Source organism: Bacillus sp. FSL K6-3459 (genome assembly GCF_038003305.1).
Lineage (GTDB): Bacteria > Bacillota > Bacilli > Bacillales > Bacillaceae > Bacillus > Bacillus pumilus_O.
In genome coordinates this window covers 945,404-961,430 of sequence record NZ_JBBOOW010000001.1, presented here as the reverse complement: position 1 = coordinate 961,430, position 16,027 = coordinate 945,404, and the positions used below count along the sequence as shown (strand labels likewise).

Genomic DNA, 16,027 nt, shown 5'->3' with positions numbered 1-16,027 from the left:
CCCTACTATATGAGCGCATCTAAAAAAACATGATGTTCCAGCATTTGTTTAGACGACTTCCATTTCTTTTGTGGATTGCCCTCCAAATGATTCGAAATGAATATTCTGTTCTGGAATTCCCAGCTCTTTTAGTATATGAATCATCTCTTCGGTAAACACCGGGGAACCGCATAGATAAAATTGGCCTTTCCCTTCTCCAATCACTGATTGAAGGAATGGACGGTCAATGCGGGAAGCTGCCTTTTCAACAAGCTCACCTTTACCAGACTGCGCAAATTGTTCATTACATAAGATGATGCGGCCATGTGGAGCTAATGCTAGAACGCTTTCAAATTCATGTTCAAAAGCGGTGACATCCTCTAATCGATCTGCATGAATCATTGTAAATGGATGGCTGTTTTGCGCTGCTGTTTTCAATAAACCGATCATTGGCGTAACGCCAGAACCAGCACTAATGAAATAAACAGGCTCTTTTGTGTCTTCTTGCAAGCAGAACATTCCCTGCGGCATACTCACTTGAAGAACATCTCCTTCCTCCATTTCATCATGCAAAAATGTAGACACATGACCATCGCGCTTCACTGTGATGCGGTAATAAGATGGATGATGCTGATCTGATAAGCTGTATTGTCTGCTGCACATATAAGCCTCACCTGGCATATCTGCCTGAACCGTAATGTATTGGCCTGCTTCAAACATTGGCAGCTCTGATTCATCTTCTGGTACTAAATAAAAGGAAATCAGCGCTGGAGATTCCTTTACTTTTTTCTTAATCACAAACGGTTTCACATCTGACCATCCGCCTGTTTGTTTTACATTCTCCTCCATCATTTCTGCTTCAATCGTAATAAAGATATTCGCAATGATGTCATATGCCGCCTTCCATGCTAAAAGCGTGTCATCTTTTTCCGTTAAACCAAACACTTCTTTCATTCCTTCAATCAGGTGATATCCGACAATTGGATATTGCTCTTTTTTGACCATCACACTGACATGCTTATGGGCGATCTGTTTCACCGCAGGAAGTAATTCTTCTAATCGATCGATGTGCAGTGCAGCTTGGTATAGTGTTGCAGCAAGCGCCTCTGGCTGACTTCCGTTCATGAGATTTGTTTTATTAAATTGATTGAGTAGCTCTGGATGCTGACGAATCATATTTTGATAAAAAACAGTCACAAGTTTGGTTCCCTCGGCTTTTAATAGAGGGGCTGATTGTTTAATAGCATTCATTTGATCTTTAGATAACATCGTCATTCCTTCTTTCAAAAGGTGTATTTTAAATACATCTTTATCGTAACGGATGACAGCTTATAAAAGCAATATTTATAATACATGTTTTAAATGTTGTCACATTTAACACTTTCTCGAACAGTTTTTGTCTAAAATGTGTTACGATGATACAAAACTCTATCAGGTTTAGAGGTCGTCAAAATGAAACTAACGAATTATACAGATTTCTCATTAAGAGTACTCATTTATTTAGCATCAAGAGAGAACAATGAACTGTCAAATATTCAGCAGATCGCCGATGTTTATGGCATTTCTAAAAATCATCTGACAAAGGTGATTTATCATCTTGGAAAACGCGGGTATGTAGAAACGATCCGTGGAAGAAATGGCGGGATTAGGCTTGGGAAAAGCCCAGAAAGCATTAACATTGGAGAGGTTGTCCGTTATACAGAGGATGATTTAGTCATGGTTGAATGCTTTGATCCTAGGAAAAACAGCTGCATCATCTCTCCGATTTGTTCATTAAAGCATGTACTTCATGAAGCACTCTCTGCTTACTTGCGCGTTCTTGACCAATACACATTAAAAGATTTAACTCAAAACAAAGATGTTCTTAGAGAGCTCCTCCTTTAGGCGAAAGAATTCTATTCTTTCGTCTTTTTCTTTACCTTCTTGTAATAATAATTAATTTAAAATTATTATAAATAGATATTGACTATCATGTTTGATTCAATATAATTAGGGTATATAGATTGCTAGATACTATTTTTTTGTTTACAGGAGGAGAAAAAGAATGACAAATTCAAATCATAAAAATTTGACAACGAACCAAGGCGTACCTGTTGGCGATAATCAAAACTCAAGAACAGCTGGTCACCGCGGACCTACATTTCTTGATGATTACCATTTGATTGAAAAACTTGCACACTTCGATCGTGAACGTATTCCAGAGCGTGTTGTTCATGCAAGAGGCGCCGGCGCTTATGGTGTGTTTGAAGTTGAAAATAGCATGGAGAAACATACAAAAGCTGCTTTCTTAAGTGAAGAAGGAAAACAGACAGATGTTTTTGTTCGCTTCTCAACCGTTATTCATCCTAAAGGTTCACCTGAAACATTGCGTGATCCGCGCGGCTTTGCTGTCAAATTTTATACAGAAGAAGGCAACTATGATCTAGTTGGTAACAACTTGCCGATCTTCTTTATACGTGATGCATTGAAATTCCCTGATATGGTTCACTCTCTCAAGCCAGATCCTGTAACCAATATCCAAGATCCTGACCGTTATTGGGATTTTATGACCTTAACACCTGAATCCACTCATATGCTCACATGGCTCTTCTCTGATGAAGGTATTCCTGCGAACTACGCTGAAATGCGCGGTTCTGGTGTGCATACATTTAGATGGGTCAACAAATATGGAGAAACAAAATATGTGAAATATCACTGGAGACCTTCAGAAGGTATTCGTAATTTATCAATGGAAGAAGCAGCAGAAATCCAAGCGAATGATTTCCAGCATGCAACAAGAGACTTATATGACCGCATTGAAAACGGCAACTACCCAGCATGGGACCTATATGTCCAGTTGATGCCGCTGAGCGATTATGATGATCTTGATTATGATCCATGTGATCCAACAAAGACATGGAGTGAAGAAGATTACCCGCTTCAAAAAGTAGGACGCATGACACTGAATCGCAATCCTGAGAACTTCTTTGCTGAAACAGAACAATCTGCTTTCACACCAAGTGCACTTGTTCCAGGAATTGAAGCATCTGAAGATAAACTGCTTCAAGGTCGTCTGTTCTCATATCCAGATACGCAGCGTCATCGTCTTGGTGCCAACTATATGCGCATTCCGGTGAACTGTCCTTATGCACCTGTACACAATAATCAGCAGGATGGCTTTATGACAACGACTCGTCCAAGCGGCCATATTAACTATGAACCAAACCGTTACGATGACCAGCCAAAAGAAAATCCTCACTACAAGGAAAGTGAACAAGTTCTTCACGGTGATCGTATGGTGAGACAAAAAATTGAAAAACCAAACGATTTCAAACAAGCTGGGGAAAAATATCGAAGCTACTCAGAAGAAGAGAAACAAGCATTGATCAAAAACCTAACAGCTGACCTGAAAGACGTAAATGACAAAACAAAATTACTTGCGATCTGCAACTTCTATCGTGCAGATGAAGATTACGGACAACGATTAGCCGATTCGCTTGGCGTAGATATCCGCTCATACCTTCAAGGAAACATGAAATAATGGCTTAAGAATATTGACAAAGGGCTAAAATGTTCTTGATTTTAGCCTTTTGTCTTCTTTTCAGCGTGATAGAAAACCTTTGAAGTCTAGGAAGGACGAGTACTGGCGCGGAGCGAATTTGACATTCGTGAGCACCAGCACGCAGGACTGACAACGAATGCAAGGGTTTGTCTACACGCTGAGCACCTCTAATAAAGAGGTGCTTTTTTTATAGCCGGAAAACGTTAATACTAATCAAATGACCGGTGACCGGGTGAAAATAGATTTCTGCATGCGCAGCAAAAAGCGTTGAGCCTTCCTTCACGGTGACGCGAAAGACATCCTTTGTCTGATCTTCATTTACTTGTGTACGCCCGATATATTGATAATCGTTTAAAGCGGCGCCTTCATATTCCTCTTGCAACGCTGTGTACGCAAGTCTTTCCCAATTTTCAACAGGCTGCGTCGCTGCATTTGTTGCAGGATGGATCATGAAACTGCCAAACAAAACCATTGCCGCTGCAAAAGGCACCCACCATTTCGGCTGCATAATATCATTGATCTCACTTTCATGTATATTTTGTTTATGTTTTGCTGATCGATCCATTTTCATACATGAAGCATTTATTCAGCCTATAATTCCCGGTACACGATTGATGCGGACACCAACTTTTCCCCTGAAAATGTCGATATGTTCCGAGCAAACTAATGAGGACTTCTCAAGGGAAAGGAGAAGGTTTGATGAATGTGGCGGATTATGATAAAGCACTTTATTATACGCATCGCTCGCAATGGGATAATTTACTTATTCTTATGGTACGTACGCAAGATGACTTGCTCTCGAAACGTATTGAGCATTTCTTACACGCGTATCAATTTAACCGGAACGATGCTGATGTTGAAAAATGTTTATATGGGCTCTTGCAGTATATTGACCATGCTTCAGAGGCTGCTGCGTCTGAAGTTTATTCACAACCAATGTACACATAAAGAAAAAGGCTGATGATCAGCCTTTTTACATACATTTAGCAGTGCGCAGTGATTGGAAGCATAAAGTGGTCTTTGATCCAATCTTGTTTTGTATAAACAAACAGCGCATCCTCATCATTTGGCGCCGTCACCGCATGTAAGCCATCAATTAACGTATCAGGTGTAAAATAGAACATCACTTTTTCCGTCATTTCATTCACGATATGTGCAACAACTTCCTTTATATTTTGTGACTCGAGAGAAATGATATCAAAGACATGTATGGTTTCATTTTCTTCATTCATCAGGACAACCGTATCCAATTCTTCAATATAGAAAATGGCATCCGGCCAAACCAATGTAAAGTAGAACATCAATAAACTGCCATGCTCCTTAGCATCTAATTTCATTGAGCCTGTTTGGCGTTTTTCTGCGAACTGTTCAAGTAATGGCAGGTCATGCTCCAACGTCAGCTGCTTGAGACGCACGTTCTTTTTTATTTGAATGGCACTTTTGCCGATATCGAGACTAAATTCACTTTCGTGGTAACGGGTAAAGCCGAATTTCGGATAAAAATCCAGTACAGTTTCATTGGCAAAAAGAAAAATCAAATCACAATCATGTTCGTACGTATCCATAATGTGCTGCATTAACTTTGACGCTAATCCCTTGTTGCGGTGAGCTTGATCCGTCATCACCGTGCCAATTTGAACAGCTCTATACGTTTTTCCATCAATGATAAGTGACATGAGATAAACGGAAGCGTTTGAGATCACTTTCCCGTGATGGACAAAGGAATAAGGAATATATTTCTCATCCCAATACCCTCTTTTGTACCAGTCACTAAAATTCACATCAAATATATGGACCGCTAACTGATTAAAGCTTTCTTTCAATTTGTCATCGTGGCGATAATCACTTACTAATTCATATGTCTCCAAGCTCATTTCCCTCCTTTTATTGTTTCACCTTTAGTCAGCTGGTTTATCACCTCCTTCAAATAAAAAAAAAGACTTGTTGAGCAATACTCATCAAGTCTTTTATCATTTTACTCATAGAAATTAGACTGAACATGCTTCTCTTTTCACGCAAAAGGGCACGTCAAATAAACCAACTACCGTGCTCTTTTTATTCAATTCATTGAACTGAATGTGCGATTAAAAGTTTTAGCATAACGACTAAATTCCCTTCTGTTATAGCAGCTCTTTTGGCTGACTTTTTTGATACTCCACTGCATAAAGAGCCGCTTGGGTACGATCTGCCAGCTCTAGCTTTGATAATACATGAGATACGTGCGTTTTGACAGTTTTTTCAGAAATGTACAAGGATGAGGCAATTTCTTTATTGCTTTTCCCCTTTGCAATTTCGAATAAGACATCTCGCTCTCTCTTGGTCAGCTCTTTCATTAACTCCCATTTTTGCTCTTTTGGCTCAGTCAAATGTTGCACAAGAAAATTGGTGATATGACCATCTAATTGATAGGTACCTTTTTGTACGTCAATCATGGTCGTAAGGAGTTTTTCTGGTGCTACATCCTTGAGCTGATAGGCTTTTGCCCCTGCTTGAATGGCGGGAATAACATAATCTTTATCTGCATAGCTTGTCAGGATCACAATGCGGGTATCAGGCATTTCCAGCGTCATTTGTTTCGTTGCCTCAATGCCATTCATTACTGGCATCGATAAATCCATGAGAACAATATCAGGCCGCGTTTGTCTGACAATTTCTAATGCTTCTTCTCCATTAGAAGCCTCACCAACGATTTCGACGTCAGGCTGTGTCTGCAGGAAAAACACAAGCCCTTTTCTCACAATATGATGATCATCTGCAATGACAACTCTCATGACGACCCCTTCCTTTCTTGAGAAAATGGCACCTTCACTTGAATCGTGGTTCCTTTACCGAGCTCAGACTCTATACAAAATGTTCCACCCGCTCTTTTGATGCGATCAGACATGCCTTTCAGACCAAGTGAAGGGATACTCATTTGCTCGTCATACTGAAACCCTTTTCCGTGGTCGATAATTTTCATTTCAAACGTGTCTTTTGATTGTTCAAGCTGAACCTTGACTTCCTCTACTTCCGCATGTTTTTGACAATTATTTAGCGCTTCTTGGCATACGCGAAACAACGTTTCATGCTGAGAATGATCCATCTCCATACAGCCTGATAACGATAAAGTGCAGCGTAATCCTAAAAGCTTTGCATACTCTTGGATCCCTGTTGTGAATCCTTTTTCAAGCCCTCTTGGCCTTAGCTGCCAAATGAGTGACCGCATTTCAACCAGGGCATCTTGTGACAAATGCTGAATAAAATCTATCATTTCCCCTAGATTTTGATCATTAGTCATTTGACGAGCAGCTTTAGCAGTCAGACTAACTGAAAATAGCATTTGGTTAACAGAATCGTGCAAGTCCTGTGCAAGCCGGTTTCTTTCTTCTAAAAGAGCATGTTGATGTTCGTTTTGCACAAGCTTCATCCGTTGGATGGCCGTACCAATTTGAAGCGCAATGCTTTCAAGCAAGTTCAATTCTTCTTGCGTAAATGTGACTTTTCCCTTTGCTGCCACATTCAATAATCCGAACGTACGCTTACATGCTTTGAGAGGAACCGTCGCATGATGCGTAATTCCTTCAGTATCCCCAAGCTGCTTTTTCATCGCCGTTTCGATGCGTTTACAATTCATAATGTTTGTGGCTGATTGGAGTGAACCTTTTGTGTATCGATTGATGCAATAGCAATCGTTTTGGCACATGAGCTCTTTTTGATGCGTTGCCAGCGCTTCGGGTAAGGAAACCTCTGCCATCAGTTCGTACGAGCCGTCTTTTTCTATAAAATAAATCCATGCGGAGTGAAAGCCTGTGACATCCATCAGCATATGGAGCACTTCATGAAGCGTATCTTTCATTTCCGTGCCTTCATTTAGTTTTTCAGCAATTTCTTTTAACGTTTTTAATGTTTCAACCTTCTCCTGATATTCTCCCATACTGTTTACCCCCGGCATTTTCTGCCTTCTCTTTTCATTACGCTCATTATATCATGAGCATTCTGCCGGTTCTTTCTCTAAAAGGATGATTTTTTCTCATCCTTTTGATGGAGAAAAAGCCATCATGCATTCACACGATGGCCTTGTTTGTTTGTTTATTTAGCTGTTTCTTCCACGATCTCATAAACGACTTTCATCACTTCTTCTGACAAATGCTTTAGCTTTTCTTCGCTATCTGTTAAAGATGTACCTTTGACAGCAATATAAAATTTCACTTTAGGCTCAGTCCCGGAAGGTCTTAAGCAGAACCACGAGCCATCCTCAAGGAAATATTTCAGCACATTTGATGCTGGCAGATGAATGGTTTCTTCTTTCTTTTCAGCAACAAGGTGTCTTTTACTTGATTGGTAATCCTCGATAGCAGTGATGCGCTGACCCGCGATAGCAGCTGGTGGATTTGTTCTAAAGGTATGAAGGATCGCCGAAATTTGCTCTGCTCCTTCTTTTCCTTTTAAGGTTAACGACTTTAACCCTTCTCGGTAAAATCCAAATTCCTTGAAAATATCAATAAGCGCATCGTACAAGGACTTGCCTTGTTTTTTATAGAAAGCAGCGACTTCGACAGCTAGCAGCGCTGCTTGCACCGCATCTTTATCTCGGGCAAAGTCACCGATCAAATAGCCATAGCTTTCTTCATAACCGAATTGAAACGTGTATTCTCCGCTCTCTTCGAATTGCTTAATTTTTTCTCCAATAAATTTAAAGCCGGTCAGTGTGTCAATCGTATGAGCACCAAATGCGGAAGCAACAGCACGCCCAAGCTCACTTGTGACAATCGTTTTCATCACAACAGGACGAGGCGGCAGCTGACCAAGCTTTTGTTTTTCAGACAATAAATAATGGAGCAAAAGGGCTCCTGTTTGGTTGCCTGTTAAGACGGTAAACTCGCCATCATGATCCCTGACCGCAATACCTAATCTATCCGCATCTGGATCTGTTGCGATAAGAATATCAGCGTTCTGCTTTTCGCCAAGCTTGATGGCATACTCAAATGCTGCATGCTCTTCTGGATTTGGCGATGTCACTGTTGAAAATTGCGGATCTGGTCTTTCCTGTTCAGGCACGACAGTTACATGTTGATAGCCTAAAGCTTGAAGTCCTTTTCGGACAGGCTGGTTGGCCGTACCATGGAGCGGTGTGAAAACGACTTTAACATCGACCTCACCTGCCAGCTCAGGGTGGACACTGATCGTTTTTAATTTTTCAATATAAGCAAGGTCGATTTCTGCTCCGATCATGTTAATCAACCCATGTTGTTTTAACTTTTCTTCTGAATCAACTGATATCGACAGTTCATTTTCTATTGCATCTACTTCTTGAATGACTTGATCTGCTTGAAGTGGTGGCAGCTGTCCGCCGTCTTCTCCATATACTTTATAGCCATTATATTCTGGTGGATTATGACTTGCTGTTACGACAATCCCAGCAAATGCATTCAGCTCTCGAACAGCAAAGGAGAGCTCTGGTGTTGGGCGCAGTTCGTCAAATACATATGTTTTAATGCCCTGCGCGGCAAGAGTCATAGCTGCTTCCATCGCAAATTCAGGCGATTTATGGCGTGAATCATATGCAATGGCGACGCCTCTTCTTTTTGCATCCTCTCCATGTTTCGCAATATACGCAGCAAGACCTGCTGATGCTTTACGAACCGTGTACACATTCATTCGATTCGTGCCAGCACCAATCTCCCCGCGCATTCCTCCAGTGCCGAACTCAAGGTTTTTGTAGAAACAGTCTTCAAGTGCTTGTTGATCATCTTGATGTGCATCCAGCCATTCCCTTAGCTCAGTATCCAGGTGCTTCTCATTGATCCATCGCTCATAATTCGTCTTCCAACTCATGGTCGTCCTCCCAGCTCTTATCATCAATAAAATAACCTCTCCTGTTATTTTATATGGAATCAACCTTTATGTCATGCTATATCATGAGAAGATGAAGAAAATGATGAACAAATAAAAAAAGCCGATACATGATCGGCTTCAGATGGTTGACAAAGGGCTAAAATATACTTGATTTTAGCCCTTATCAGTTTTTCTTTTATTCAGCATCAAGCGGTACAACTGCTTCATGGAATAGTTGATCTAATTCTGTTTGATGCTTCTGTTTGACTGCTTCATCCCAGCCAAATCGCTCTGCCATATAATCAACGACAGGCTGTGCATATTTTTTTGCCCAGTTGATATTAAATAGTAGGCTTCCTGTTCTTCTTAAGAAGAAATCGACAGGAGTGACAGCTAATTCTTCTTCAATTGCATAGACAAGCTCTGCGAGTACATACGCTGGAATGTTTCGTTTGTTTGCTTCACCTTGAAGCTGCTCTACACGCTTGAAGAGACTGCTGACGTTTGAGCCATATTTTTCGGCCAGTTTTTGAGCAATCGGTTCTGTTAGACCAACAGCTGCTCCTTCTGCTGTTTTCGCTTGGACAAAGGCAGCCATATTTTTAGATCCGCCTACGTGACCGCCTGAAATTGGCATATGCTTTGTTTTACATGGTCCAAAGTCTTTGCCTGTTTCTTCTTTCAGTCCATCACGTACAAGGTTTACAATGTGCTCAGCCATTTTGCGGTAGCCTGTTAATTTACCGCCAGCAATGGTGATTAAGCCTGAAGATGATGTCCATACTTCATCTTTACGAGAAATTTCTGAAGGGTCTTTGCCCTCTTCATGAATGAGTGGACGAAGACCAGCCCAGTTAGATTCAACATCGTTTTCTGTAATATTGAGATCAGGGAACATGTATTGAATCGCTTGGATGACATAGTCACGATCTGCTTTTGTCATACGCGGATGTTCCAGCTGTTTTTTGTACACTGTATCGGTTGTACCAACGTACGTTTTACCTTCTCTTGGAATCGCAAACACCATCCGTTTATCCGGTGTGTCAAAGTAGATCGCTTGTTTTAACGGGAAGACTGATTGGTCGAATACTAAGTGAATACCTTTTGTATGCTGTAAGTGCTTCCCTTCTTTTGAGTGATCCTTGTCTCTTAGCTGATCGACCCATGGACCTGTCGCATTGACGATTTTCTTCGCATATACATCATAGGTTTTCTGTGTCATGACATCTTCGATGACAACTCCGACCACTTTGCCTTTATCATAAATAAATTCTTTTACTTTCGCATAGTTGACCGCTTCTGCTCCGAATTTCACAGCCTCTTTCATCACTTCGATTGTGAGGCGTGCATCGTCCGTACGGTATTCAACATAATAGCCGCCGCCTTTTAAGCCGTCTTTTTTCACAAGCGGTTCTTTTGCAAGTGTTTCCTTTGCACTTAGCATGCTTCTGCGTTCATTATGCTTAACACCAGCTAAAAAGTCATACACTCTCAGCCCAATAGATGTTGAAAACTTACCGAATGTGCCGCCTTTATGCATCGGAAGAAGCATCCATTCTGGCGTTGTCACATGAGGACCGTTTTCATATACAATGGCACGCTCTTTACCGACCTCTGCGACCATTTTTACTTCAAATTGTTTTAAATAACGAAGTCCACCGTGCACTAGTTTCGTTGAGCGGCTAGATGTACCTGCTGCGAAATCCTGCATTTCTGCAAGACCGACGCGCATTCCTCGTGAAGCCGCATCAAGTGCTGTACCCGCGCCTGTAATACCCCCACCAATGATAAACACATCATATGGTTTTTTTGTCATTTCCTGCAGCATTTGTTCTCTTTCTAAGCTAGAAAAAGTCATCTCTTGTTCCTCCCATGTTGTACGGTAAAGAAAAAGAGACCGCAAACACCCAAAGCGTATTTCTACACTTCGGTGCCTGCGGTCTCTCCAGTTCTCCAACCGTTCTATTAACTTACTTGAAGTATACCATACTTTTGGTTTATTTGAAAGCTTGAGCTGCTTTTACAGCCTTTTTCCACCCGCTGTATAACGAGTCACGGCTGCCTTCTTCCATCTTAGGATCAAAGCGCTTGTCAAGGTTCCATTGTTTTGCAATGTCTGAACGGTCGTTCCAGAAGCCAACTGCTATTCCCGCAAGATAGGCCGCACCGAGTGCCGTCGTTTCATTAATTTCTGGACGCTCTACAGGCACATCCAGTAAATCACTTTGGAAGCCCATTAAGAAATCATTCTTTACAGCTCCGCCATCAACACGCAATGTTTTTAATGAAATGTTTGAATCCTTTTCCATCGCATCTAACACATCTTTCGTTTGATAAGCAAGTGATTCTAACGTTGCACGGACAAAGTGCTCTTTAGAAGTACCGCGTGTTAACCCGAATACAGCGCCTCTGACATCACTATCCCAATATGGTGTGCCTAGACCAACGAATGCCGGAACGACGTATACGCCATCTGTTGACTCAACGCGCTCTGCATAAGCTTCGCTGTCTTTCGAGTCTTTAAACATTCTGAGTCCATCACGCAGCCATTGAATCGCTGAGCCAGCAACGAAAATACTTCCTTCTAAAGCATATTCAACTTTGCCGTCAATGCCCCATGCAATCGTCGTTAATAAACCATGATCCGACTTAATGGCTTTTTCCCCTGTATTCATCAACATGAAACATCCTGTACCATATGTGTTCTTCGCCATTCCTTCTTCAAAGCAAGCCTGACCGAATAAAGCAGCCTGCTGATCTCCCGCCGCTCCTGCAATCGGAATATTTCTGCCAAAGAAGTGATAGTCTGTTGTTTCACCATAAATGTGTGAGGATGGTTTCACCTCTGGAAGCATAGAGGCTGGTACACCAAGAATATCTAGTAATTCTTCATCCCATTTCAGATCGTAAATGTTGAACATTAATGTTCTTGACGCATTAGAATAATCTGTGACGTGTGATTTACCGCCTGTCATCTTCCAAATCAGCCAAGTATCAATTGTACCAAACAGTAAGTCACCATTTTCTGCTTTCTCACGAGCACCTTCAACATTGTCTAAGATCCATTTTACCTTCGTACCTGAGAAATAAGCATCAATGAGAAGACCTGTTTTATTTCTAAATGTTTCATTGTGTCCTTGCTCTTTTAACTCTTCACAAATGCCAGACGTTTGTCTTGACTGCCAAACAATGGCATTGTAAATAGGTGCGCCTGTATGTTTATCCCAAACAACCGCTGTCTCACGCTGGTTCGTAATTCCGATACCAGCGATTTGATCTGCTTCAATTCCTGATTCAATTAAAGCAGTTGAAATGACTGATAGAACAGAGCTCCAAATTTCATTTGCATTGTGTTCTACCCAGCCTGGGTTCGGAAAGTATTGATTAAATTCCTTCTGAGCTGTATGTGCAATTTTGCCTTCTTGATCAAATAAGATCGCTCTTGTGCTTGTTGTCCCTTGATCTAATGCAAGAATATATTTTTCTTTTGTCATGATGTTTTCCTCCCCTTACATACTTTCATTTACAGCATTTGTTTGGTTTTTCGTAGAGACATAGAGTCCTAACAATACCACAATCAAAATAACGCTTACAATCCAAAAGGCTGGAGTGACGTTCGCTTTAAAGGCTGCATTGTAGAAAACACCGCCAAATGCGCCCCCTAAAATTGGACCAACGACTGGTACCCAAGCATACTTCCAGTTCGATGGGCCTTTCCCTGGAATCGGCAAGATCGCATGCGCGATTCTCGGACCTAAATCACGTGCAGGGTTAATTGCATAACCCGTTGTTCCACCTAAAGAAAGTCCAATTGCAACAATTAAGAAACCAACAATCAGCGGATTGACTCCGTCTGCAAATTTATTTGCACCAATCGCTAAGATTCCTAGAACCAATACAAATGTACCGATGACTTCACTAAGTACGTTTGCAAAAGTATGCGGAATCGCAGGACCAGTTGAGAATACACCTAGTTTTGCACCTGGATCATCTGTTGCTTTCCAGTGCGGTAAGTAATGTAAAAAGACAATAGTAGCCCCTATTAATGCGCCAAGCATTTGACCAACAATATACATTGGAACATCAGCCCAAGGAAAACTTCCTTCTAGTGCAAGCCCAATGGTGAGTGCGGGATTTAAATGCGCTCCGCTGATTCCACCAGTTGCATATGCTGCAATGGCTACTGCAAATCCCCATCCGAAAGCGATTACAATCCAACCGGATTGATATGCGAGTGATTTCTTTAAATTAACTGCCGCACACACGCCGCCTCCAAAAATAATGAGTAGCATTGTACCTACGACTTCTCCCCAAAATGGTGTCATGAAAAATTCCTCCTCTGGTTCAGTTGCCATCCCCTATGAATGTGTAGAAAAGATAAAGAAAAAGATCCACAACAAACATACTTTACATCAGGGTCATTTGTCACCTAGTAAAGCGTTGTTGTGGATCTCCGTTTCTCCATCACATGATATTAACTTAGTGCTATAGTATCAGAGGATGAAAACGTTGTCAATAAATATTCACATTTTATATTGTCAGTTTTGGAACGCTTTCCAAAGGGTGGTATTTGAGGTCGTCACAGCTGTAGCCCCTGCTTCAAGCGCTCTTTCTACATCTTCTTTTGTACGGATAAATCCGCCTGCAAAAATCGGGATCCCAGCTCGCTCACGCACTTCTGTTATTAAATCTGGCACGACGCCTGGCAATACTTCAATAAAATCCGGACGATGTTTCCCAACGAACTCCATGCTTTTTTCCATAGCACTCGTATCAAGTAAAAACATTCGCTGAATGGCATATACCTTTTTTTGCTTGGCTTTTACTATGACAGAAGACCTAGTAGAAATAATTCCTGCTGGCTTCATTTCTTGACAAATAAATTCCGTTCCATACTCATCATGTTTAATCCCGTGAATGAGATCGACATGGACAAACATTTTTTTGTGATGAGCATTTGCCTCATTCATGATGCCTTTAAGCCGGCCTAAGTGAACATCAAGTAAAACACCATATGTAAATGGACTTTTTAAAAATTCCTCAAATTGCTTCATATTGCGAACAGCAGGTAAAATGGGTTGATCATGAAAACTCATAAGCGATCTCCTTCAAAAGTGTATTGAATCAGTCTTCTCCTAACAGTAATAGAAACTCTTCTATTTTTCAATACACGTAGTGTGCCCAATACCTCTTTCATCTCACATCATCTTCCTATAACTAACTCAAAATGATGAAAATCAAACTTTTATTCCATAAAAAAAAGCAGAGAAGTCTCTGCTATAGCTGTGCCATGCTTTCTTTTAAAGTATTGATGATAAATGAGGCGTCATCATCTGTTATATTCAGCGGCGGTGCAAGCTGGGCAACGTTATTAAAGCCGGCCACTGTATCCCCATTTTTCCCGATAATCAGCCCCCGTTTTTTACATTCAGCAATCAATTGACCAACGACATGAGGTTCAGCTGGTTTCTTGGTTTGTTGATCTTGAACAAGCTCAATGCCAAACAGCAAACCTTTTCCTCTGACATCTCCGACAAATGGGTGTTCTTTTAACTCTTGCAAACGTTCAAGCATATCTCGGCCGAGCGTCTCGGACCGATCCACTAATTGCTCGTTTTCCATTATCTCTAGGTTGGCAAGTGCCACCGCACAGGAAGCAGGATGACCGCCAAATGTATTCACATGGCGCAGTCTGTCATACGTATCTTCTCCTGCATAGGCTTCATAGATTTCTCGTTTCACACACGTTGCAGAAAGCGGTAAATAGCCGCTTGTGATCCCTTTTGCCATAGTGATAATATCCGGCTTTACTTCCTCATGCATAAAACCAAACCGCTTCCCTGTCCGGCCAAATCCGCAGATGACTTCATCTACAATGAGAAGCGCTCCATGGGATTCACAGATGTCTTTGACCTTCTTCAAATACCCTTTTGGCGGCATTAGGATACCTCCGCCTGTAATGATCGGCTCCATAATGACCCCAGCTATCGTCTCACTTAGTTCCCACGTCATGGCTTGATCTATTGCTGCAGCACTTGCCAGATTCTCTTGATCCTCAGGATGACGATACATATCAGGCGGCGCGACATGAATAAAGCCTTGACCTAATGGTTCATATTTATATTTACGCTGCGCTTGACCGGTTGCAGCAAGAGCTGCTGCTGTATTGCCGTGATACGATCGATACCGTGAGATGAACTTTGTCCTTGTACTCTCTCCTTTTTGCGCATGATATTGTTTGGCCATTTTAAATGCGGCTTCATTGGCTTCAGAACCGCTGTTAGAAAAGAAGATGACATAATCCCCGCCAAGCCACTCATTTAGCTTTTCAGCCAGCTGAATCGCCGGCACATGACTTTGTGTAAGCGGATAGTAAGGCATTGTCTTTAATTGCTTATACGCCGCTTCTGCAAGCTCTTTCCTGCCATATCCGACATTGACACACCAAAGACCTGACATCCCGTCTAAATAGCGATTCCCATGAATATCTGTCACCCATGCGCCTTCTGCCTCGTGAATGACCATACTTTCATTTTCCTTGTTTGTCCCTTTCATATGGTGCCAGATCAACTGATCATCTTTTGCCTGAAGATTTTGAGCCTGCTCATGTATTTTCATCTTCCCGCCTCCATGTATCCGTTTTCATCATTAAAGAAGCTTAGACCAGTTCAGCAGCACATTGCCTCTCCATTC

The 16,027-nt window shown here is 41.5% G+C and carries 14 protein-coding genes; 3 read left to right on the top strand and 11 right to left on the bottom strand.

The annotated features are described in order from the left end of the window. Nucleotides 1–48: 48 nt before the first annotated feature. The gene (locus tag MHI35_RS04625) at nt 49–1,248 is read right to left on the bottom strand and encodes a globin domain-containing protein (protein ID WP_144522426.1); all 1,200 of its coding nucleotides are present in this window, start codon (nt 1,246–1,248) and stop codon (nt 49–51) included. A gap of 183 nt (nt 1,249–1,431) precedes the next feature. On the opposite strand from MHI35_RS04625, the gene MHI35_RS04620 reads away from it, so the two are divergent. Both MHI35_RS04620 and MHI35_RS04615 read left to right on the top strand, forming a co-directional pair. Next, complete coding sequence (locus MHI35_RS04620) at nt 1,432–1,863, top strand: Rrf2 family transcriptional regulator (protein WP_144522425.1); 432 nt, start codon at nt 1,432–1,434, stop codon at nt 1,861–1,863. 160 nt (nt 1,864–2,023) lie between these two features. Continuing rightward, a complete protein-coding gene (locus MHI35_RS04615) occupies nt 2,024–3,499 on the top strand; it encodes a catalase (RefSeq protein ID WP_088003968.1) in 1,476 nt (491 codons plus the stop codon). 208 nt (nt 3,500–3,707) lie between these two features. Here the strand turns inward: MHI35_RS04615 and MHI35_RS04610 are convergent, their stop codons facing one another. Beyond that, complete coding sequence (locus tag MHI35_RS04610; protein ID WP_144522424.1) at nt 3,708–4,091, bottom strand: YqzG/YhdC family protein; 384 nt, start codon at nt 4,089–4,091, stop codon at nt 3,708–3,710. Nucleotides 4,092–4,219: 128 nt separating this feature from the next. Between MHI35_RS04610 and MHI35_RS04605 the strand changes: the two genes are divergently transcribed. Beyond that, the gene (locus tag MHI35_RS04605) at nt 4,220–4,468 is read left to right on the top strand and encodes a YhdB family protein (RefSeq protein WP_024426598.1); all 249 of its coding nucleotides are present in this window, start codon (nt 4,220–4,222) and stop codon (nt 4,466–4,468) included. 35 nt (nt 4,469–4,503) lie between these two features. Here the strand turns inward: MHI35_RS04605 and MHI35_RS04600 are convergent, their stop codons facing one another. From MHI35_RS04600 to MHI35_RS04560, 9 genes are all read right to left on the bottom strand, one after another. Next, nucleotides 4,504–5,388 (bottom strand): GNAT family N-acetyltransferase, encoded by an 885-nt coding sequence (locus MHI35_RS04600; protein WP_211063252.1) that lies wholly within the window; start codon nt 5,386–5,388, stop codon nt 4,504–4,506. A gap of 252 nt (nt 5,389–5,640) precedes the next feature. Further along, complete coding sequence (locus tag MHI35_RS04595; RefSeq protein WP_211063253.1) at nt 5,641–6,291, bottom strand: response regulator; 651 nt, start codon at nt 6,289–6,291, stop codon at nt 5,641–5,643. After that, a complete protein-coding gene (locus tag MHI35_RS04590) occupies nt 6,288–7,433 on the bottom strand; it encodes a GAF domain-containing sensor histidine kinase (protein ID WP_335348943.1) in 1,146 nt (381 codons plus the stop codon). Before MHI35_RS04590 ends, MHI35_RS04595 begins: the two co-directional genes overlap by 4 nt. Before the next feature lie 155 nt (nt 7,434–7,588). Next, on the bottom strand, nt 7,589–9,334 hold the full coding sequence (locus tag MHI35_RS04585) for a phospho-sugar mutase (RefSeq protein WP_335348944.1): 1,746 nt from the start codon (nt 9,332–9,334) through the stop codon (nt 7,589–7,591). Between the two features lie 196 nt (nt 9,335–9,530). Then, a complete protein-coding gene (glpD, locus tag MHI35_RS04580; RefSeq protein WP_211063255.1) occupies nt 9,531–11,192 on the bottom strand; it encodes a glycerol-3-phosphate dehydrogenase/oxidase in 1,662 nt (553 codons plus the stop codon). Between the two features lie 139 nt (nt 11,193–11,331). Then, a complete protein-coding gene (glpK, locus tag MHI35_RS04575; RefSeq protein WP_144522419.1) occupies nt 11,332–12,828 on the bottom strand; it encodes a glycerol kinase GlpK in 1,497 nt (498 codons plus the stop codon). A gap of 15 nt (nt 12,829–12,843) precedes the next feature. Beyond that, complete coding sequence (locus tag MHI35_RS04570) at nt 12,844–13,659, bottom strand: MIP/aquaporin family protein (protein WP_012009400.1); 816 nt, start codon at nt 13,657–13,659, stop codon at nt 12,844–12,846. Nucleotides 13,660–13,872: 213 nt separating this feature from the next. Continuing rightward, nucleotides 13,873–14,430, bottom strand: a complete 558-nt coding sequence (locus MHI35_RS04565; RefSeq protein WP_335348945.1) for a glycerol-3-phosphate responsive antiterminator — start codon at nt 14,428–14,430, stop codon at nt 13,873–13,875. Nucleotides 14,431–14,611: 181 nt separating this feature from the next. Further along, nucleotides 14,612–15,952, bottom strand: a complete 1,341-nt coding sequence (locus MHI35_RS04560; RefSeq protein WP_335348946.1) for an aspartate aminotransferase family protein — start codon at nt 15,950–15,952, stop codon at nt 14,612–14,614. Nucleotides 15,953–16,027: the final 75 nt, after the last annotated feature.

What these genes read in the sequence shown, in the direction of transcription:
- MHI35_RS04625 (WP_144522426.1), bottom strand. Translation starts at nt 1,248, where the DNA reads ATGTTATCTAAAGATCAAATGAATGCTATTAAACAATCAGCCCCTCTA.
- MHI35_RS04620 (WP_144522425.1), top strand. Translation starts at nt 1,432, where the DNA reads ATGAAACTAACGAATTATACAGATTTCTCATTAAGAGTACTCATTTAT.
- MHI35_RS04615 (WP_088003968.1), top strand. Translation starts at nt 2,024, where the DNA reads ATGACAAATTCAAATCATAAAAATTTGACAACGAACCAAGGCGTACCT.
- MHI35_RS04610 (WP_144522424.1), bottom strand. Translation starts at nt 4,091, where the DNA reads ATGAAAATGGATCGATCAGCAAAACATAAACAAAATATACATGAAAGT.
- MHI35_RS04605 (WP_024426598.1), top strand. Translation starts at nt 4,220, where the DNA reads ATGAATGTGGCGGATTATGATAAAGCACTTTATTATACGCATCGCTCG.
- MHI35_RS04595 (WP_211063253.1), bottom strand. Translation starts at nt 6,291, where the DNA reads ATGAGAGTTGTCATTGCAGATGATCATCATATTGTGAGAAAAGGGCTT.
- MHI35_RS04590 (WP_335348943.1), bottom strand. Translation starts at nt 7,433, where the DNA reads ATGGGAGAATATCAGGAGAAGGTTGAAACATTAAAAACGTTAAAAGAA.
- MHI35_RS04585 (WP_335348944.1), bottom strand. Translation starts at nt 9,334, where the DNA reads ATGAGTTGGAAGACGAATTATGAGCGATGGATCAATGAGAAGCACCTG.
- glpD (WP_211063255.1), bottom strand. Translation starts at nt 11,192, where the DNA reads ATGACTTTTTCTAGCTTAGAAAGAGAACAAATGCTGCAGGAAATGACA.
- glpK (WP_144522419.1), bottom strand. Translation starts at nt 12,828, where the DNA reads ATGACAAAAGAAAAATATATTCTTGCATTAGATCAAGGGACAACAAGC.
- MHI35_RS04570 (WP_012009400.1), bottom strand. Translation starts at nt 13,659, where the DNA reads ATGACACCATTTTGGGGAGAAGTCGTAGGTACAATGCTACTCATTATT.
- MHI35_RS04565 (WP_335348945.1), bottom strand. Translation starts at nt 14,430, where the DNA reads ATGAGTTTTCATGATCAACCCATTTTACCTGCTGTTCGCAATATGAAG.
- MHI35_RS04560 (WP_335348946.1), bottom strand. Translation starts at nt 15,952, where the DNA reads ATGAAAATACATGAGCAGGCTCAAAATCTTCAGGCAAAAGATGATCAG.